This window comes from Burkholderia sp. AU6039 (assembly GCF_002223365.1).
Classification (GTDB): domain Bacteria; phylum Pseudomonadota; class Gammaproteobacteria; order Burkholderiales; family Burkholderiaceae; genus Burkholderia.
This window is the reverse complement of record NZ_NKFK01000006.1, coordinates 54,501-72,709: the sequence shown is the minus strand read 5'-3', so window position 1 is coordinate 72,709 and position 18,209 is coordinate 54,501. Positions and strand designations below refer to the sequence as shown.

Annotated in this window: 14 protein-coding genes; 8 read left to right on the top strand and 6 right to left on the bottom strand. The window is 66.4% G+C overall.

Going from position 1 to position 18,209, the window contains the following annotated elements:
• Positions 1 to 67 precede the first annotated feature (67 nt).
• From CFB39_RS30610 to CFB39_RS30600, 3 genes are read right to left on the bottom strand one after another with little or no spacing between them, the layout of a single operon-like run.
• Entirely contained in the window at positions 68 to 1,600 is a 1,533-nt protein-coding gene (locus tag CFB39_RS30610) for a YfcC family protein (protein ID WP_089475751.1), read from the bottom strand.
• A gap of 30 nt (positions 1,601 to 1,630) precedes the next feature.
• Positions 1,631 to 2,404 (bottom strand): IclR family transcriptional regulator, encoded by a 774-nt coding sequence (locus CFB39_RS30605; protein ID WP_089475750.1) that lies wholly within the window; start codon positions 2,402 to 2,404, stop codon positions 1,631 to 1,633.
• Entirely contained in the window at positions 2,401 to 3,300 is a 900-nt protein-coding gene (locus CFB39_RS30600; RefSeq protein WP_089475749.1) for an N-formylglutamate amidohydrolase, read from the bottom strand. The genes CFB39_RS30605 and CFB39_RS30600 overlap by 4 nt, the downstream gene beginning before the upstream one ends.
• A 349-nt stretch (positions 3,301 to 3,649) precedes the next feature.
• On the opposite strand from CFB39_RS30600, the gene CFB39_RS30595 reads away from it, so the two are divergent.
• Both CFB39_RS30595 and ltrA read left to right on the top strand, forming a co-directional pair.
• Entirely contained in the window at positions 3,650 to 4,753 is a 1,104-nt protein-coding gene (locus tag CFB39_RS30595; protein WP_179255322.1) for a porin, read from the top strand.
• Between the two features lie 359 nt (positions 4,754 to 5,112).
• Positions 5,113 to 6,588, top strand: coding sequence for a group II intron reverse transcriptase/maturase (gene ltrA, locus CFB39_RS30585; RefSeq protein ID WP_373452724.1), 1,476 nt, complete (start codon positions 5,113 to 5,115; stop codon positions 6,586 to 6,588).
• Between the two features lie 109 nt (positions 6,589 to 6,697).
• On the opposite strand, the gene CFB39_RS30580 is transcribed toward ltrA, so the two are convergent.
• Positions 6,698 to 7,534 (bottom strand): DMT family transporter, encoded by an 837-nt coding sequence (locus CFB39_RS30580; protein WP_089475748.1) that lies wholly within the window; start codon positions 7,532 to 7,534, stop codon positions 6,698 to 6,700.
• Between the two features lie 115 nt (positions 7,535 to 7,649).
• On the opposite strand from CFB39_RS30580, the gene selD reads away from it, so the two are divergent.
• The 3 genes from selD to CFB39_RS30565 all read left to right on the top strand — a co-directional run bounded on the left by selD (position 7,650) and on the right by CFB39_RS30565 (position 10,703).
• Positions 7,650 to 8,714, top strand: a complete 1,065-nt coding sequence (gene selD, locus CFB39_RS30575) for a selenide, water dikinase SelD (RefSeq protein WP_089475965.1) — start codon at positions 7,650 to 7,652, stop codon at positions 8,712 to 8,714.
• A 72-nt stretch (positions 8,715 to 8,786) separates the two neighbouring features.
• Positions 8,787 to 9,377, top strand: a complete 591-nt coding sequence (locus CFB39_RS30570) for a LysE family translocator (protein ID WP_089475747.1) — start codon at positions 8,787 to 8,789, stop codon at positions 9,375 to 9,377.
• A 246-nt stretch (positions 9,378 to 9,623) separates the two neighbouring features.
• On the top strand, positions 9,624 to 10,703 hold the full coding sequence (locus tag CFB39_RS30565) for a purine nucleoside permease (protein WP_011353903.1): 1,080 nt from the start codon (positions 9,624 to 9,626) through the stop codon (positions 10,701 to 10,703).
• Between the two features lie 219 nt (positions 10,704 to 10,922).
• On the opposite strand, the gene CFB39_RS30560 is transcribed toward CFB39_RS30565, so the two are convergent.
• Both CFB39_RS30560 and ceoR read right to left on the bottom strand, forming a co-directional pair.
• Positions 10,923 to 11,216, bottom strand: coding sequence for a DUF4148 domain-containing protein (locus tag CFB39_RS30560; protein WP_089475746.1), 294 nt, complete (start codon positions 11,214 to 11,216; stop codon positions 10,923 to 10,925).
• Positions 11,217 to 11,671: 455 nt separating this feature from the next.
• A complete protein-coding gene (gene ceoR, locus CFB39_RS30555; RefSeq protein WP_039367883.1) occupies positions 11,672 to 12,676 on the bottom strand; it encodes a putative multidrug efflux transcriptional regulator CeoR in 1,005 nt (334 codons plus the stop codon).
• A gap of 174 nt (positions 12,677 to 12,850) precedes the next feature.
• Here ceoR and CFB39_RS30550 point away from each other — a divergent pair, with 174 nt between their 5' ends.
• The 3 genes from CFB39_RS30550 to ceoB are packed head-to-tail and all read left to right on the top strand — an operon-like array spanning position 12,851 to position 18,207.
• Entirely contained in the window at positions 12,851 to 13,711 is an 861-nt protein-coding gene (locus tag CFB39_RS30550) for an alpha/beta hydrolase (RefSeq protein WP_089428984.1), read from the top strand.
• A gap of 32 nt (positions 13,712 to 13,743) precedes the next feature.
• A complete protein-coding gene (gene ceoA / locus CFB39_RS30545; RefSeq protein ID WP_089433383.1) occupies positions 13,744 to 14,961 on the top strand; it encodes a multidrug efflux RND transporter periplasmic adaptor subunit CeoA in 1,218 nt (405 codons plus the stop codon).
• A gap of 45 nt (positions 14,962 to 15,006) precedes the next feature.
• Positions 15,007 to 18,207, top strand: a complete 3,201-nt coding sequence (gene ceoB / locus CFB39_RS30540; RefSeq protein ID WP_089433382.1) for a multidrug efflux RND transporter permease subunit CeoB — start codon at positions 15,007 to 15,009, stop codon at positions 18,205 to 18,207.
• Positions 18,208 to 18,209: the final 2 nt, after the last annotated feature.

Sequence of the window (18,209 nt, the reverse complement as noted above, 5' to 3'; positions counted from 1 at the left end):
TACCGGACGGCGGCGTGCGCTGCGCACCGCGAAGCGCACGCGCGTTCTGCAGCCCCTGCGGTGAAGCTCAGTATCCGATCCACACCGCGAACGTCAGCACGACGCACGACAGTGCAAGCAGCGTCAGGAACAGCGGCAGCACGAAGCGGATCCACGCGCCGAAATCGACGCGTGCGGTGGCCAGATACGCGAGCAGCATCCCGGACGTCGGCGTGACGAGGTTCGTCAGCCCGCCGCCGAGCACGAACGCGAGCACCGACGTCTGGCCGCTCACGCCCGACAGCTGCGCGATCGGCCCGATGATCGGCATGCTGACCGCGGCCTTGCCCGACACCGACGGAATGAATACGTCGAGCACCATCTGCACCCCCATCAGCCCGTTGGCGACCCACACCGGCGATTGCCCGTCCGCGAGCCGCGTGAAGAAGTGGATCAGCGTGTCGAGCACGAGGCTGTTCTGCAGCAGCAGTTCGACGGACGCGGCGAGCCCCATCAACAGCGCCGCGAGGATCATGTTCTTCATCCCGTCGACGAACGCGTCCGCCGCGCTGCGCGAATCGAGCCCGCCGATCACGGCCGTCACGATGCTCACGAACGTATAGAACGCCGCCAGTTCGACGTTGCCCCACTTCAGTTCGCGCGTGCCGTAGATCAGCATCGCGACCGCCGCGGCGAACACGGCCAGTGTCGCCTTGTGGCGCAGCGACAGCTTCGCGGTTGCGTGCGCGGCGTGGCCGGCGGCGGTCTGCCCGGCGCGATAGCCGGTGCTGCGCACGTAGCGCAGCAGGTACAGGATGCCGATCGTCAGGAAGACGACGAACACGGCCGCGCGCAGCGCGACGCCGCTGAACAGCGGCACGCCGACGAGCGGCTGCGCGACGGCCAGCGCGAGCGGGTTCGTCACCGACGCGATATAGCCGATCTTCGCGGCGAGCGCGACCAGAGCGACCGCGAACAGGTCGGAGAGCCCCAGGCGCCGCGCGATCACGACCACCATCGGAATGATCACGAGGTACTCGGAGATGAAGCCGAGCAGCGTGCTGCCGAGCCCGATCAGGATCATCAGCATCGGTGTCAGCAGGTACGCATTGTTGCCGGTGAGCTGCAGCAGACGGTCGATGCCCGCGTCGACCACGCCGGTGCGGCGCATCACGCCGAACATCCCGCCGACGAACATCACCATCACGATCAGCGGCGCGTTCTTCAGCAATCCTTCCGGTATCGCGACGAATGCCGAGACGAGGCTCGCCGGCATCGCATGCGTGGGCGTGCTGTGGCTGACTGCCGGTGCAACGAGCGTCGTGAGCGCCGTGGTCTTCGGCACCACGTGATAGGTGCCCGGCACGACGAGCCGGCCGTTGCGCTCGAAGCGGCCGGAATCGACGATCCAGGTGAGTGCGATCGCGACCGCCAGTACCCACAGCATCATCACGACCGGATGCAGCATCTTGCCGTGTGGATGCGGCGTGCGGCCGGCGTGGGCCGATGCGTCGCCGGGCGCATTGCCGGCCGCGTCGTGGGTCGCTGCGTCAGCCGGTGCCGCGAGCGTGGTGGCGTCGGCGGCGCGTGCGCCGGCAGGGTTCGGGGAAGAGGCGGACATCGGATCCTCGTCGGTGAGGGAAGCGGGCCGTCAGGCCGGTTGCAGCGCGGCACGCGCCGGGACGTAGCCGAGTTCGGCGGAAATCGCGAGGCTGCACGCCTGCAGTCGTTCGAGATAGTCGGGAATGTCGGCGTGGCTCACGCGCACCTCGGGCCCCGTCACGCTGACCGACGCGACTGTCGCCCCCGTCAGGTCGCGCACCGGCACCGCAATCCCGACCGCGCCGGGCGTCACCTCGCCGCTGCTCACCGCGTAGCCTTTGCGCGCGACCGCGTCGAGTTCGCCGGCGAGCTTCGCCGGATCGTCGGCGTGCCCGTTTCGGCGCAGTTGCGCGAGATAGTCGTCGCGCACCGGATCGGGCGCGAATGCGAGCAGCACCTTGCCCGATGCGCCGAAATTGATTGGCCGGCGATTGCCGACCGCGCCGACGGTGCGCACTGCATGCGTCGTTTCGCAGCGCGCGACGCACACCGATTCGAGCCCTTCGCGCACGCGCAGCACGATGGTCTCGTTGATCGCCTGGTTGAGCGCGAGCATGTGACGGTGCGCGGCGCGCACGAGCGCGTTCTGCTGCGACGCGGCCACGCCGATCACGAACGCCTGCGGGCCGAGCGCATAGGTGGACGTGCGCGGGTCCTGCACGACGAAGCGGTGCAGTTCGAGCGTGCACAGCATCCGGTACGTGCGCGACTTGTTGATGCCGAGCTGCGACGCGAGCTCGGTCACGCCGAGGTTCGGATGCTCGGCCACGTAGGTCAGCAGCTTCAGCGCGCTGTCGACGGCGTCGACGATATAGGTCGTCATGCGGGGTCTCCCTGCGGCGCGATGCGCGCGCGGACGTAATCGGCGAGTGCATCGAGGTACGCGTCGACCGAGCGCTTCAGCGTGGCGAAGCCCACGTGTTTCGCGAATGCGGCCTCGTCCATGTACAGCGCGCGATTGAACTCGATCTGGATGCTGTGGCGCTGCCGCGCGGGATCCGCGAGCGCGGTCAGCAGGTCGCCGCCCTGGTACGGGTCGTTGATTTGCACGCGATAGCCGGCGTCGGCGAACCACTGCGCGGTCCACGCGGTGAAGGCCGGATCCGAGGTCGTGCCGCGCCGGTCGCTGACGACGACGTCCGGCCGCCATGCGCCCGCGTCGACGTTCATCGCGTTGCCGCGCGACTTCATCGAATGGCAGTCGATATGCCACAGCGCGCCGTGCGCGGCGTGCAGCGGCTCGGCGATGCCGGCGAGCGCGCGGCGGTACGGCAGGTAGTACGCGTCGATCCGGTGGCGTACTGCTTCGAGCGACAGCTTGCGGTCGTATAGCGGCACGCCGGGCAGCGCGTCGCGACGGATCAGCCCCATCCCGCGCTGCGTGTACGGCTGCGGCGCAAGCGGCTCAGGCCACGGCTCGGCGAGCAGCGTTGCGTCGATGTCCGTTTCCGCGCGGTTCGGATCGATGTATGCGCGCGGAAACCTCGCGCCGAGCAGCGTGCCGCCGCGCGCGGGCGTGCCGGTCCACAGTTCGTCGACGTACGCGTCCCACGTCGTGCGGATCGCGTCATCGGGTGCAACGGTGGCGAAGTCCGGCGGATACGCGATGCCGCTGTGCGGCGAGTCGACGACGATCGGCAGGGCCGGCACCGTCGGCGTCGCGACGAAGTACGCAGGCGATGCGCCGGCGGCCGCGTTGTTGCAATTAAACGTCAGCATGGGGATCAGGTTCTTTACCTAGTTTCTCGAAGCGTCTCGTGCGTTTGTTTTAATCATTAAAACAGCGTATCAATATTTCACAACGACTGAAAATCGCGGTCAAGGGCTTTTTGCGATATCGGGATTGCGTGTCGAGATCGGGCTGTAATGCCCGTGGTTATTGGGTGTGTTTCATTCCTTGAAACGCCTGGAGATTCAGGGGTATTCCACTCCCATGTACGATTTTTGTCATCGCTTGACGCTTTAAATCGCCAAATTCGACAATGAATAAGACGATGTTTTATTCAATAAAACACGTGTCGAGCGAAATAAATCGCTCCCCATATTCGGTCGATAAAAGGGGTTGGAGATGAAGCGGAAAGGAATGGCGGTCGCGCTGGCGGGACTCGCAACGGCGGCGGGTGCGATGCACGCGCATGCGCAGTCGAGCGTGACGCTGTACGGCGTGGTCGATTCGGGGATCACGTACACGAACAACCAGAACGGGCATGCCGCGTGGCAGGCGACCGGCGGCAACGAGCAGGGCACGCGCTTCGGGCTGCTCGGCAAGGAAGACCTCGGCGGCGGCACGCGCGCGGTGTTCCGGCTCGAGAACGGCTTCAACATCGAGAGCGGCGCCGCGAGCCAGGGCGGCCGGCTGTTCGGGCGCCGCGCGTACGTCGGGCTGGAAAACGACCGCTGGGGCACGCTGACGATGGGTCGCCAGTACAACGCGGCGCAGGAAGTGCTGGAGCCGCTGCAGATCGGCGCGACCACCGCGCTCACGCAGTACGCGCTGCACCCGTTCGACACCGACGACCTGAACAACACGTTCCGCACCAACAATTCGGTGCAGTACCAGACGCCCACCTGGTACGGCTTGCGCGCGGTCGGCCTGTACGGCTTCTCGAATTCGACGTCGTTCGCGCAAAACCGCGTGTGGAGCATCGGCACGAGCTACGAGAACGGGCCGCTGCAACTCGGTGCGGCCTATGTGCGCGTCGATCATCCGGCGCTCGACACCACCGGCGCGGCGGCGTCCGACAACTACTACACGTTCATCAAGGGCGTGACGCGCCAGCAGATCTGGGGCGCGGGCGGCGCGTATGCGTGGGGTGCCGCGACGTTCGGGCTGCTGTACACGAGTTCGCTGTTCAACCTGCAGACGGGCGGCGCGATGCGCTTCAACAACTACGAGGGCAGCGTGCGCTACCTGATGACGCCCGCGCTGCAGTTCGCGCTCGGCGAAACCTATACGCAGGTGCTCGCGTCGCAAGGGCCGAAGCCGAGTTCGCACTACCTGCAGACGAGCGTCGGTGCCCAGTATTTCCTGTCGAAGCGCACCGATATCTACGTGAACGCGTTCTACCAGCGTGCGTCGTCGAACACGGTGGCCGCGATCGAAGGCATCTCGAATCCGTCGAGCACGCGCACGCAGATCGTCGCGGTGACGGGCATCCGCCACAAGTTCTGAGTGCGCCGGGAGACCGGCAAGGAGCAGGTGGTGCAAGTCCACTGCGATGAAGGCGTAGCGAACCACATTGGCCCCGAGCCGTGCGACGGCCGCCGCGAGGCGACCGGCGAAGCGTCGGTAGGGGAACGTGCGGGCCAGCCATTGAGCCGCGATAGTTGTGTTATTCCGGGTGCCGACGCGGTTCAGAACGCGGAAGGCAACACGAAGAGGTGCGCAAGCGCGAGTGCCTCGACGACCCGGCGTGGTCGGAGAACCTGGCACGTACGGACGCTCTTTGCGCGGGAACCGGGAGGTCTCTCGTTCGGCCAACTGCAGCATGGGTTGGTCCGCGTCGGGAAGGCGAGGAGCCGTAGCCGATGATGAACGGACGAGAGAAGTCAGACTCCGCCATAGTAGCGAGGAAGCCTGCGAACAACGCCGGGAAGCCGGCTGCGGAGTGGGTGGAGCCAAGGGCGGGGACCAAGAGGAGCACGGGTCAGTCGCACACGTGCCGGGCGCAGAACCGGGCAAGCGTGTCACAGGGGCTGGACCGTGTACGGCAGGCTGCAAGGCAGCGGAAGAAGGAACGGTTCACCGCGCTGCTGCACCACGTCACGATCGATCGCCTCAGGGCGTCGTTCTTTGCGCTCAAACGCAATGCGGCCCCTGGGGTGGACGGTTTGACCTGGCGGTACTACGAGGCAGGACTGGAAGACCACCTCCAGCGCCTGCACGCGCGAGTACACAGTGGAGCGTACCGGGCACTACCCGTACGGCGACAGTACATACCGAAGCCGGATGGCAAACAGCGCCCGCTGGGGATTGCCGCGCTGGAAGACAAGATCGTCCAGCGCGCGGTGGTCGAAGTGCTGAACGCGATCTACGAGGGGGACTTCCTCGGATTCTCGTACGGGTTCCGGCCCGGGCGCAGTCAGCACGATGCGTTGGACGCGTTGGCGACAGCGATCACCGGCACCCCGGTGAACTGGATTCTGGACACCGATCTCAAGAGCTTCTTTGATTCGGTCAGTCAGGAATGGCTGGTCCGTTTCATTGAGCACCGGATCGGCGACCAGCGCATCATCCGTCTTGTGCGTAAGTGGCTCAAGGCGGGCGTGCTGGAAGACGGAGAGCTAAGCGTGAGTGAGACAGGCACTCCGCAGGGATCAGTGGCCTCGCCACTGTCCGCGAACGTGTACCTACACTACGTCTTCGATCTCTGGGCCAATCGTTGGCGGCGGCGGGAAGCCAAGGGCAACGTCATCATTCTGCGATACGCAGATGATGTCGTGGTCGGCTTCGAGCACGAAGCCGACGCACGGCGCTTCTGGGATGCGATGCGTTCGAGGCTGGAGGAGTTCGCGCTTGCGCTTCACCCGGACAAGACGAGGCTGCTGGAGTTTGGTCGCTATGCAGCGGCAAATCGCCAACACCGCGGTCTTGGTCGGCCGGAGACCTTCGCCTTTCTAGGCTTCATCTTTATCTGCGGCAGATCGCGCCGTGGTGCCTTCCAGCTTCAGCGGAAGACCCGAGGCGATCGCATGCGGGCGAAGCTCAGGGGGATCAAGGAGGAACTACGGCGGCGTATGCATGAACCGATCCCAGTGCAAGGGAAATGGCTTGGGCAGGTGGTGCGCGGCTACTTCGCGTACCACGCGGTACCGACGAACTCGCGCGCACTTGGCGCGTTCCGTTACCACGTCGTGGATCTCTGGCGACGGGCGCTTCGACGCCGTAGCCAGAAGGATCACATGACGTGGACACGGGTCGAGCGGATCGCGGATGCCTGGCTACCCCAACCTCGAATCCTTCATCCGTGGCCCGACCGGCGCTTTGCCGTCAAACACTCAAGGTAGGAGCCCGGTGCCCGAATTGGGCACGCCGGGATCTGTGCGGGGGGTGTCCAGTAATGGGCATTCCTACCGCGATCGCGGCGGCAGGCGCGCGGGCGCGCGCTCGTTCTGCTTACAGCCGGATCAGCGCCGCGCCCGCCACCACCAGCACGCACGCGGCGAGCCGCTGCGCGCCGGGCCGCTCGCGCATCACGAGCCAGCCGATCGCGACCGCGAAGATCGAGCTCGTTTCGCGCAGCGCCGACACCGTGCCGACCGGCAAGTACCGGTACGCGAGGATCACGATCCCGTACGCCGCGAGCGAGATCGTGCCGGCGATCGCGCCCTGCGTGAGCGCGGTGCGCGAGCCGAGCACCGCGCGCGGGCCGCCACGCACCGCGCACACCAGCACGAATTGCGGCACGCTCCACAGCACGTACACCCATGCGATGTAGCCGAGCGCGCTGCCGGATACGCGCGAGCCGATGCCGTCGCAGATCGAATACGCGGCGATGAACACGCCCGTGAGCAGCGCAAACGGCACGCCTTCGCCGGAGAACCGGAAGCCGCGCCGCAGTGCGAGCGACATGATGCCGAACGACACGAGTGCGATGCCCGCGAAGCCGAGCGGCGTCGGCCGCTCATGCAGGATCGCGAGCGCGAGTACCGACACGAGCAGCGGAGAAATCCCGCGTGCGATCGGGTAGATCTGCCCGAATTCGCCGCTGCGATACGCGCGCGCCAGCGTGAAGCAGTACGCGACCTCGAGCACGGCCGACCCGGCGATATACGGCCACGCGGCGGGCGCCGGCGCGGGCAGCAGCGCGGCGCCCGCCGCGCCGAACACGAAATACGGCAGCGACATCGTGCCGAGCTGGACGAGCCGGTCTTCGCTGACGTGGAGGAAGGCATTCCAGATCGCGTGCAGCAACGCGGAGCACAGCACGAGGCCGATGAAGAGGTGGTCCATGGACGAAGCGGCGGACAGGGGCGGGAGCGGGGGCGGCGCCGTCATTATGTGGGTATCGGGCGCACTCGCATGGAATTGTCGATAATGGCGTGTTGTTATTCACCGGATGCCGACCATGACCGAAGCCACCCAAGCCCAGCCTGCCGTTCCGCGCCTCACGAGCCTGTCACATGGCGGCGGCTGCGGCTGCAAGATCGCGCCGGGCGTGCTGTCCGAGCTGCTGAAGCGCGCGACGCCGCCGGCGCTGTTCCCGGATCTGCTGGTCGGCACCGAGACCTCCGACGACGCGGCCGTCTACCGCCTCAACGACGAGCAGGCGATCGTCGCGACCACCGACTTCTTCATGCCGATCGTCGACGATCCGTTCGACTTCGGCCGCATCGCCGCGACCAACGCGCTGTCCGACGTCTATGCGATGGGCGGCAAGCCGATCCTCGCGCTCGCGCTGGTCGGCATGCCGATCAACGTGCTGCCGCACGAAACGATCGCGGCCGTGCTGCGCGGCGGCGAATCGGTGTGCGCGGACGCCGGCATCCCGGTCGCGGGCGGCCATTCGATCGATTCGGTCGAGCCGATCTACGGGCTTGCGGCAATTGGCGTCGTGCATCCGTCGCGTGTGAAGCGCAATGCGGCCGCGCGCGCGGGCGACGTGCTCGTGCTCGGCAAGCCGCTCGGCGTCGGCGTGCTGTCCGCCGCGCTGAAGAAGAACCAGCTCGATGCCGATGGCTATGCGCAGATGGTCGCGACGACCACCAAGCTGAACCGGCCGGGCGCCGAACTCGCCGCGCTGCCGGGCGTGCATGCGCTGACCGACGTGACAGGCTTCGGGCTGCTCGGCCATACGCTCGAGCTGGCGCGCGGCGCACACCTCACCGCGCGCGTGCACTATGCGTCGCTGCCGTGGCTCGCGAGCGTCGAGGCGTTCGTCGCCGATGGCGTGTTCACCGGCGCGTCGGGCCGCAACTGGGCCGCGTACGGCGCGGACGTGCAGCTGGCCGCCACGCTGCCGCCCGTCGCGCAGGCGCTGCTGACCGATCCGCAGACGTCGGGCGGCCTGCTGGTCGCGTGCGCGCCGGAGGCCGTCGACGACGTGCTCGCGTGCTTCCGTGCCGACGGCTTCGACCGCGCGGGCGTGATCGGCGAGATGGTGGACGGGCCCGCACGCGTCGACGTCGCGTGACGCTCACGCGCCACGCAGGATTTTTTTGCGGTCGCTAGAATCGATGCCTTCCATAGAAGGCATCGACGACCGATGAACGACTTCCTGTTCGGGCTGATGATCGCGCTGTCGGTCGGGCCCGTCGCGCTGATGATCGCGAACTACGGGATGCGCGCCGGCACCGCAAGCGGCGTGCGCGCGGCGGTGGGTGTCGCGACGGCCGACGGCTGCTATGCGGTCGTCGCATTCACGCTCGGCGCGATGCTCGCGAGCACGCTCGCCGCCCATCTGTTGCTGTTTCGCCTGGTGGGCGCGCTCGTGCTGCTCGCAATGGGCGCGCGGATGCTGTGGCAGGCGCTGCGGGATCGCCGCCGCACGCTCGACGGTGATGCACGGCCGCCAGGCAGCCGCCCGTTTTCATCGATGTTCTTCGTCACGCTGGCGAACCCGCTCACGATCCTGTTGTTCTACGGTTATGCAACGGCTGCCGCCGGTGCGCATCGGCACTGGCTGCTGGGTGCCGCGTGCGTGTTTGCCGGCAGTCTCGCGGGGCAGCTCGTGTTCGCATTCGGCGGCAGCATGATCGGCCGGATCGTGAAGTCGCCGGCGCTGCTCGCGGCGAGCCATGTGGTCGCGGCGCTTGTCGTGCTGGGTTACGGGGTGGCCGGGCTGGCACGGTTGTAGCGGCCGCCGGGTGACACGCGTGCACGTGCGATTGACGTGCCGGTGTCGAGCAACCGGATAGTATTCCTGATGGTGTGTCGACGCGCGGAGACGATTTCCCTCGTCATTCCCGCGCGTACCCGACCCGCACCGACGCACCGTCGCCGTTTCGTAGTCGGGTTCCGCATCGGGCACGCGCGTTCTATACTCCGACGCGCAGTCTACGAGAGCCGTTCTCACCCAACATCATCGAAACAAGGAACGCCGATGCTGACTCGCTCCATTCTTTCCGCCGCTGCATTCTCGCTCGCAGCCTGTGCGACCGCGCCGTCGATCGCGCAGGACAACCAGGGCAACAACGCGGGCAACAATGCATTCGCCGAGACCGGTGCACAGGGCCGCCCGGTCAAGGTCATGATCATCACGATGTTCGGTCCGGAGGGCCAGGCCTGGCTCGACCGGATCGGCCCGTGGCGCGACATCGCCGTGCCCGGCCTGTCGCCCGATTACCCGAACGTGCATTGCAACAAGCAGGACGTGTGCGTGGTCACGACCGGCATGGGCTATGCGAACGCGTCGGCGACGATCATGGCGCTCACATTCTCGCAGCGCTTCGACCTGCGCCGCACGTACTTCCTGATCTCCGGCATCGCGGGCGTCGACCCCGCGCAAGGCACGGTCGGTTCGGCCGCGTGGTCGAAATACCTCGTCGATTTCAGCCTGCAGTGGGAGCTCGATGCACGCGAGATTCCGGCCGGCTGGAATACCGGCTTCCTCGGCATCAACACGAAGAGCCCGAACGACAAGCCGCCGCTCGACTATCGCACCGAGGTGTTCCAGCTCAACCCGCAGCTGACCGACGCCGCGGTCGCGCTGTCGCGCAACGTCGTGCTCGCCGACAGCGCGCAGGCGCAGGCCGCACGCGCGAAGTTCAACTACGCGCCGGCGAACCGGCCGCCGACGGTGATCCAGTGCGACACGTCATCGGGCAACACGTGGTTCTCGGGCACGCTGATCGGCGAGCGCGCGCGCCAGTGGACGAAGATCCTGACCGACGGCAAGGGCACGTACTGCATGACCGCGCAGGAAGACAACGCGACGTATGAGGCGCTCAAGCGCGCGGCGAGCGTGAAGCGGGTCGACCTGTCGCGCGTCGCGGTGCTGCGCACCGGGTCCGATTTCGATCGGCCGTATGCGGGGCAGACGAGTGCCGACAACCTGCTGAACTACGCGGACCAGGGCGGCTTCGCCCCGGCGACCGAAAACCTGTACCGCGCGGGCAATCCGCTCGTGCAGGACATCGTGACGCATTGGGGCGAATGGCGTGATGGGGTGCCGCGCCGGTAAGTACCGGACGACGACTTAGCCGCGATCAATGCGAATGCGGGGCCGAACGGAACGGCGTCCACACCGGCGTGGTGTCGTCCCAGTGATCGAGCGGCGAAGGGAGTTGATCGTTCATCATGTTCTCCTGCAACTAACTATCTAGCTGACTGACTCGGCGAGTCGTCGATGGCGGGTTCGAAACGCCGCGCGCGGGGCAACCCGTTGCGCGGCGTTGCGCGTTTACCGGCCCCCGCCGGCGAGCTGGTTGCTTTCCGGCATCGAGCGATACGGGCCTTGCGCCAGTTCGAGCCCTTGCGGATACGAATTGGCCTTACGCAGGTACGCGAGCGTGCCGTCCTTGCGTGCCTGCGCGACTTCCGCATTCACTTCGGCGCGCGTACGCGGGCCGTTGTGTTGCGAGTACCACGACGTGTTGCCGTAGTCGCCGGCGTGCGGGGTGCCGGAATCGGCGAAGGCCGGGGCGGACACGGCGAGCGTGAGGGCGAGGGCGGAGAGAAGATGGCGGCGGTTCATGGCGTAACTCCTGTGTCGATATGAGTTAGCGCTTCAGCGCTTACTCAGATCCCATGCTTGGCATGTCGGAGCTGGCGCTAGAGCGCTTACTCCGGTCCCATCGAGCGGGATCTGTTCGATGCGCAACGAGGTGCGCGACAGGGTTTACTCTAGGTATCTGTTCCGTCGCGATAAATGCGGCAGATGCGAATTGAATTGTCGTGTCAGTGGAACAATCGCCATCCGTACACCCGGCAGGGTTATGCAGAAATCGCTCGAACCCGCTTGCAGCGGGCCTCGCACGGGCGCGACGGCGGCGCGCGACGACGCAGGCGGACGATTGCGTCGCCTGGCACAAAGGTTTGCTGCGGATTCGGGAAGGATCGGGTGCGCCGGGCGGGAAATGGGGCGCGGAGGCGGGACGACACGCGGGCCTGGCAGCCCGCGTGTGCGGTTCAGTTGCTCAGTTCAGGCGCTTACGCAACCCACTCGTTGATGACCGGCGTGTCGAGCGCCGGTGCGCGTTCGGCTTCCTCGAACGTGCGCTTGCTGCACGTCGCGTCGAGGCTGCCCTTGCCGCTCAGCAGCGGGCAGCGGTCGAACACCTCGGCGATCCAGTCGACGAACACGCGCACCTTCGGCGACAGATGGCGGCTGTGCGGATACACGACCGAGATCGGCATCGGCAGCGGCTTGACGCCCGGCAGCACTTCCTTGAGCCGGCCTTCGCGCAGATGCGGCAGCACCATGAAGAGCGGCGGCTGGATCAGCCCGAAGCCTTCGATCCCGCAGGTCACGTATGCATCCGCGTCGTTCACCGACACGATGCCTTCCATCTTCATCTCGACTTCCTTGCCGTCGGTCAGGAACGTCCAGTCGATCGTGCGGCCGGTGCGGCTCGAGAAGTAGTTGACGGCCTTGTGCTGGTTCAGGTCGTCGATCGTCTGCGGCTCGCCGTGGCGCTCGAGATAGTCGGGCGACGCGACCGTCACGCATTCGAACAGGCCGACCCGGCGTGCGACGAGCGACGAGTCCTGCAGCGCACCGACGCGGATCACGCAATCGACCCCTTCCTGCAGCAGGTCGACCGGCCGGTCGGACAGGCCGAGCTGCAGGTCGATGTCCGGATAGCGCGTATGGAATTCGCACAGCGACGGAATTACGAGCAGCCGCCCGATCGAACCCGGCATGTCGATACGCAACTTTCCGTGCGGCTTCCGGTTGTTTGCCTGGAAGCTCGCCTCGGTTTCCTCGACGTCCGCGAGGATCCGCACGCATCGTTCGTAGTACGCGGCGCCGTCCGGCGTGAGCGACAGCCGGCGCGTGGTCCGGTGCATCAGCCGCACACCGAGGAATGCTTCGAGATTCTGGATGATCGTCGTGACGGACGCTCGCGGCAAGCTGAGCGTTTCTGCTGCCTTGGTGAAGCTGCTTGTATCGACGACGCGAGTAAACACCTGCATGGCCTGAAGCCGGTCCATCACAACCTCCGCAATCTAATGAGCCTCCGGAACAAGAAGGCTGCGCTACCTCGTGGGTAAACGCAGCCTCGGATTGTTCGGGGGCGTTGAATTGTGTTGCCGGATTATAGGCATTTATCCCAATGTCTGCCGGACCCAGAATTCGTTCCATCTCGAAATGGATGCTGCATCGTCATGGACGCTTCTGAATTCAGCAAATTCCTGAAGGCCGCGTTGCCCGTGCAAGCCACGGCAGGCGCGGCGCTGACGGTCGCCGAAGTCGAAATTCCCGGCTACGCGCAGGACATCGTGCTGCGCCTCTACCGCCGCCCGGACAAGACCGGGTTGCCAGTAGTGCTTTATTTCCACGGCGGCGGCTTCGTGCGCGGTTCGCTCGAAGACGCCGATTTCGCCGCGCGTTTTTTAGCAGAACGCTTACCAGCGCTCGTAGTGTCGGTCGATTATTCGCTCGCGCCGGCCTTTCCTTTTCCGGCCGCGCCGGAGGATGCGTATCGCGCCGCCGTGTGGGCCGCGACGCGCGCCCGCGCGTTCGGCGGCAACCCGAAGAAGATCGGTGTCGCGGGCCACGACGCGGGCGGCCAGCTCGCGAACTGCCTCGCGTTCATCGCGCGCGATCGCGGCGAGGTGCAGATCGTCGCGCAGGCGCTGTTCGGGCCGATGCTCGACCCGAGCATGACGCGTATCGGCGACGCCGATCGCCTTTCCTCCGACATCACCCCGCGCGAATGCGCGGCCTGTTATCGCGCGTATCTGCCGCAGGCCGCCCAGCGCATGCATCCGTACGCGGCACCGCTCGAATCGGTGCGCCTCGCGGGGTTGCCGCCGACGCTCGTCGTCACCGCGCAGAACGACGTGCTGCACGTCGAGGCGGAGAAATATGCGGGCTGCCTGATCTCGTCGGGCGTGCTCACGCAGGTGATCCGCTATCCGGACATCACGCACGCCGCGCTCGCGACGCACGAAGCCGCCTTCGAGGAAGCCGTGCGCTTCTTCCAGTGCCGCTTCCAGGCGCGTCAGCCGAACCGTTCCGAATAACCAAAACCAATCCACGTTTACTGGAGATCCACATGGCCATCCTACGCACCTCCCGTTCCCGAATCGCGACAGCGGCGATCGTGACGCTCGCCGTCGTCGGCCTCGGAACGTTCGGCGCGATGCGCGTGAACGCAAACGCACCGGAGAAAGCGGCAGCACCGCTGCCCGAAGTCGACGTCGCGACCGTCGTGCCGCAGACCGTGACCGACTGGCAGAGTTATTCGGGCCGCCTCGAAGCGGTCGAGAAAGTCGACGTGCGCCCGCAGGTGTCGGGCACGATCGTCGCGGTGAACTTCAAGGACGGCGCGCTCGTGAAGAAGGGCGACGTGCTGTTCGTGATCGACCCGCGCCCGTACCAGGCCGAAACCGATCGCGCAGCCGCGCAGCTCGCGGCCGCGCAGGCGCGCAACGGCTACGCGCAGACCGACTGGCAGCGCGCGCAACGGCTGATCGGCGACAACGCGATCGCGAAGCGCGACTACGACGAGAAGCAGAATGCGGCCCGCGAGGCGACGGCGAACCTGAAGGCCGCGGAAGCCGCGCTGGAAACGGCGCGCATCAACCTCGGCTATACGCGGATCACGGCGCCGGTGTCGGGCCGCGTGTCGCGTGCGGAAATCACGCTCGGCAACGTCGTGTCGGCCGGCGCAGCGGCCGCGCCGCTGACGACGCTGGTGTCGGTGTCGCCGATCTACGCATCGTTCGACGCGGACGAGCAGACCTACCTGCAATACATCAACGGCGCGCGCAGCGGCCGCAAGGTGCCGGTCGAGCTCGGCCTCGCGAATGAAACCGGCTACTCGCGCAGCGGCGAGATCGACTCGGTCGACAACCGGCTCGACACGTCGTCCGGCACGATCCGCGTGCGCGCGCGCTTCGACAACGCCGACGGCGCGCTCGTCCCGGGCCTGTATGCACGCGTGAAGGTGGGCGGCAGCGCGCCGCACGAGGCACTGCTCGTCGACGACGCGGCGATCAACACCGACCAGGACAAGAAGTTCGTGTTCGTCGTCGACCAGCAAGGCCGCGTGTCGTACCGCGAAGTGCAGCAAGGGATGCAGCACGGCAACCGGCGCGTGATCGTGAGCGGGCTCTCCGCCGGCGATCGCGTGGTCGTGAACGGCACGCAGCGCGTGCGCCCCGGCGAGCAGGTGAAGCCGCACATGGTCCCGATGACGGGCGGTGACGCGCCGTCCGCGCCTTTGGCGGGCAACGCGAAGCCGGCCGCCCCGGCGAAGGCGGATTCGTAAGCGGCCCGCCGCTTCGTATCCGCGTTCAACCAGACAGAGCCACACATGAACATTTCCAAATTCTTTATCGACCGGCCGATCTTCGCAGGAGTCCTATCGGTGATCATCCTGCTCGGCGGGGTGATCGCGATGTTCCTGCTGCCGATCTCCGAGTATCCGGAAGTCGTGCCGCCTTCCGTGATCGTCAAGGCGCAGTACCCGGGCGCGAACCCGAAAGTGATCGCCGAGACGGTCGCGTCGCCGCTTGAAGAGCAGATCAACGGTGTCGAGGACATGCTCTACATGCAGTCGCAGGCGAACAGCGACGGCAACATGACGATCACCGTCACGTTCAAGCTCGGCACCGATCCGGACAAGGCCACGCAGCTCGTGCAGAACCGCGTGAACCAGGCGCTGCCGCGCCTGCCGGAAGACGTGCAGCGGCTCGGCATCACGACGGTGAAGAGCTCGCCGACGCTGACGATGGTGGTCCACCTGATCTCGCCGGACAACCGCTACGACATGACCTACCTGCGCAACTACGCGCTGATCAACGTGAAGGATCGCCTGTCGCGGATCCAGGGCGTCGGCCAGGTGCAGCTGTGGGGTTCGGGCGACTACGCGATGCGCGTGTGGCTCGACCCGCAGAAGGTCGCGCAGCGCGGACTGTCGGCCGAGGACGTCGTGCAGGCGATCCGCGAGCAGAACGTGCAGGTCGCGGCTGGGGTGATCGGCGCATCGCCGTCGCTGCCGGGTACGCCGCTGCAGTTGTCGGTGAACGCGCGCGGCCGCTTGCAGACGGAAGACGAGTTCGGCGACATCGTCGTGAAGACGACGCCGGACGGCGGCGTCACGCACCTGCGCGACATCGCGCGGATCCAGCTCGACGCATCCGAATACGGGCTGCGCTCGCTGCTCGACAACAAGCCGGCCGTCGCGATGGCGATCAACCAGTCGCCGGGCGCGAACTCGCTGCAGATCTCGGACGAAGTGCGCAAGACGATGGCCGAGCTGAAGCAGGACATGCCGGCGGGCGTCGACTACAAGATCGTCTATGACCCGACGCAGTTCGTGCGTTCGTCGATCAAGGCCGTCGTGCACACGCTGCTCGAAGCGATCGCGCTGGTCGTGATCGTCGTGATCGTGTTCCTGCAGACCTGGCGCGCGTCGCTGATTCCGCTGATCGCGGTGCCGGTGTCGATCATCGGTACGTTCTCGCTGCTGCTCGCGTTCGGGTATTCGATCAACGCGTTGTCACTGTTCGGGATGGTGCTCGCGATCGGGATCGTGGTCGACGATGCGATCGTGGTGGTCGAGAACGTCGAGCGGAACATCGAGAGCGGGATGAACGCACGGGCGGCGACCTACAAGGCGATGCAGGAAGTGAGCGGGCCGATCATCGCGATCGCGCTGACGCTCGTCGCCGTGTTCGTGCCGCTCGCGTTCATGTCGGGCCTGACCGGCCAGTTCTACAAGCAGTTCGCGATGACCATCGCGATCTCGACGGTGATCTCGGCGTTCAACTCGCTGACGTTGTCGCCGGCGCTGTCCGCGATCCTGCTGAAGGGTCACGGCGACAAGGAAGACTGGCTCACGCGCGTGATGAACCGCGTGCTCGGCGGCTTCTTCCGCGGCTTCAACAAGGTGTTCCATCGCGGCGCGGAGAACTACGGCCGCGGCGTGCGCGGCGTGCTGTCGCGCAAGACGCTGATGCTCGGCGTGTACCTCGTGCTGGTGGGCGCGACCGTGCTCGTGTCGAAGGTCGTGCCGGGCGGCTTCGTGCCCGCGCAGGACAAGGAATACCTGATCGCGTTCGCGCAACTGCCGAACGGTGCGTCGCTCGACCGCACCGAGAAGGTGATCCGCGACATGGGGTCGATCGCGCTGAAGCAGCCGGGCGTCGAGAGCGCGGTCGCGTTCCCGGGGCTGTCGGTGAACGGTTTCACGAACAGCTCGAGCGCGGGCATCGTGTTCGTCACGCTGAAGCCGTTCTCGGAACGGCACGGCAAGGCGCTGTCGGCCGGCGCGATCGCGGGGGCGCTGAACCAGAAGTACGGCGCGATGAAGGACTCGTTCGTCGCGGTGTTCCCGCCGCCGCCGGTGCTCGGCCTCGGTACGCTGGGCGGGTTCAAGATGCAGGTGGAGGATCGCGGCGCGGTCGGCTATGCGCGGCTCGCGGATGCGACCAACGACTTCATCAAGCGCGCGCAGCAGGCGCCTGAGCTTGGCCCGTTGTTCACGAGCTACCAGATCAACGTGCCGCAGCTCAACGTCGATCTCGATCGCGTGAAGGCGAAGCAGTTGGGCGTGCCGGTGACCGACGTGTTCAACACGATGCAGGTGTATCTCGGCTCGCTGTACGTGAACGACTTCAACCGCTTCGGCCGTGTGTACCAGGTGCGTGTGCAGGCCGATGCGCCGTTCCGCCAGCGCGCGGACGACATCCTGCAGTTGAAGACCCGCAACGACCGTGGCGAGATGGTGCCGCTGTCGTCGCTCGTCACGGTGACGCCGACGTTCGGCCCGGAAATGGTCGTGCGCTACAACGGCTACACGGCGGCCGACATCAACGGCGGCCCGGCACCGGGCTTCTCGTCGGGGCAGGCGCAGGCGGCGATCGAGCGCATCGCGCATGAAACGCTGCCGCGCGGCGTGCGGTTCGAATGGACCGACCTCACGTACCAGCAGATTCTTGCCGGCGATTCGGCGATGTACGTGTTCCCGATCAGCGTGCTGCTCGTGTTCCTCGTGCTCGCGGCGTTGTATGAAAGCCTGACGCTGCCGCTCGCGGTGATCCTGATCGTGCCGATGAGCATTCTGTCGGCGCTGACGGGCGTGTGGCTCACGCAGGGCGACAACAACATCTTCACGCAGATCGGCTTGATGGTGCTGGTGGGGCTGTCGGCGAAGAACGCGATCCTGATCGTCGAGTTCGCGCGTGAACTCGAACACGACGGCAGGACGCCGCTCGAGGCCGCGATCGAGGCGAGCCGGCTGCGGCTGCGCCCGATCCTGATGACGTCGATCGCCTTCATCATGGGCGTGGTGCCGCTCGTCACGTCGACGGGTGCCGGTTCGGAAATGCGCCATGCGATGGGTGTCGCCGTGTTCTTCGGGATGCTCGGCGTGACGCTGTTCGGGCTGATGCTGACGCCGGTGTTCTACGTCGTGCTGCGCACGCTCGCGGGCGGCAAGATCCACGTCGCCGGGAAGGACTCGGCGGGTTACGGTGTGCCGTCCCAGCACGTGCCGGCTTCGGATGCTTGAGG

What these genes read in the sequence shown, in the direction of transcription:
- CFB39_RS30550 (WP_089428984.1), top strand. Translation starts at nt 12,851, where the DNA reads ATGGACGCTTCTGAATTCAGCAAATTCCTGAAGGCCGCGTTGCCCGTG.
- ceoR (WP_039367883.1), bottom strand. Translation starts at nt 12,676, where the DNA reads ATGGACCGGCTTCAGGCCATGCAGGTGTTTACTCGCGTCGTCGATACA.
- selD (WP_089475965.1), top strand. Translation starts at nt 7,650, where the DNA reads ATGACCGAAGCCACCCAAGCCCAGCCTGCCGTTCCGCGCCTCACGAGC.
- CFB39_RS30605 (WP_089475750.1), bottom strand. Translation starts at nt 2,404, where the DNA reads ATGACGACCTATATCGTCGACGCCGTCGACAGCGCGCTGAAGCTGCTG.
- CFB39_RS30565 (WP_011353903.1), top strand. Translation starts at nt 9,624, where the DNA reads ATGCTGACTCGCTCCATTCTTTCCGCCGCTGCATTCTCGCTCGCAGCC.
- CFB39_RS30610 (WP_089475751.1), bottom strand. Translation starts at nt 1,600, where the DNA reads ATGTCCGCCTCTTCCCCGAACCCTGCCGGCGCACGCGCCGCCGACGCC.
- ltrA (WP_373452724.1), top strand. Translation starts at nt 5,113, where the DNA reads ATGAACGGACGAGAGAAGTCAGACTCCGCCATAGTAGCGAGGAAGCCT.
- CFB39_RS30560 (WP_089475746.1), bottom strand. Translation starts at nt 11,216, where the DNA reads ATGAACCGCCGCCATCTTCTCTCCGCCCTCGCCCTCACGCTCGCCGTG.
- CFB39_RS30595 (WP_179255322.1), top strand. Translation starts at nt 3,650, where the DNA reads ATGAAGCGGAAAGGAATGGCGGTCGCGCTGGCGGGACTCGCAACGGCG.
- CFB39_RS30580 (WP_089475748.1), bottom strand. Translation starts at nt 7,534, where the DNA reads ATGGACCACCTCTTCATCGGCCTCGTGCTGTGCTCCGCGTTGCTGCAC.
- CFB39_RS30570 (WP_089475747.1), top strand. Translation starts at nt 8,787, where the DNA reads ATGAACGACTTCCTGTTCGGGCTGATGATCGCGCTGTCGGTCGGGCCC.
- CFB39_RS30600 (WP_089475749.1), bottom strand. Translation starts at nt 3,300, where the DNA reads ATGCTGACGTTTAATTGCAACAACGCGGCCGCCGGCGCATCGCCTGCG.
- ceoA (WP_089433383.1), top strand. Translation starts at nt 13,744, where the DNA reads ATGGCCATCCTACGCACCTCCCGTTCCCGAATCGCGACAGCGGCGATC.
- ceoB (WP_089433382.1), top strand. Translation starts at nt 15,007, where the DNA reads ATGAACATTTCCAAATTCTTTATCGACCGGCCGATCTTCGCAGGAGTC.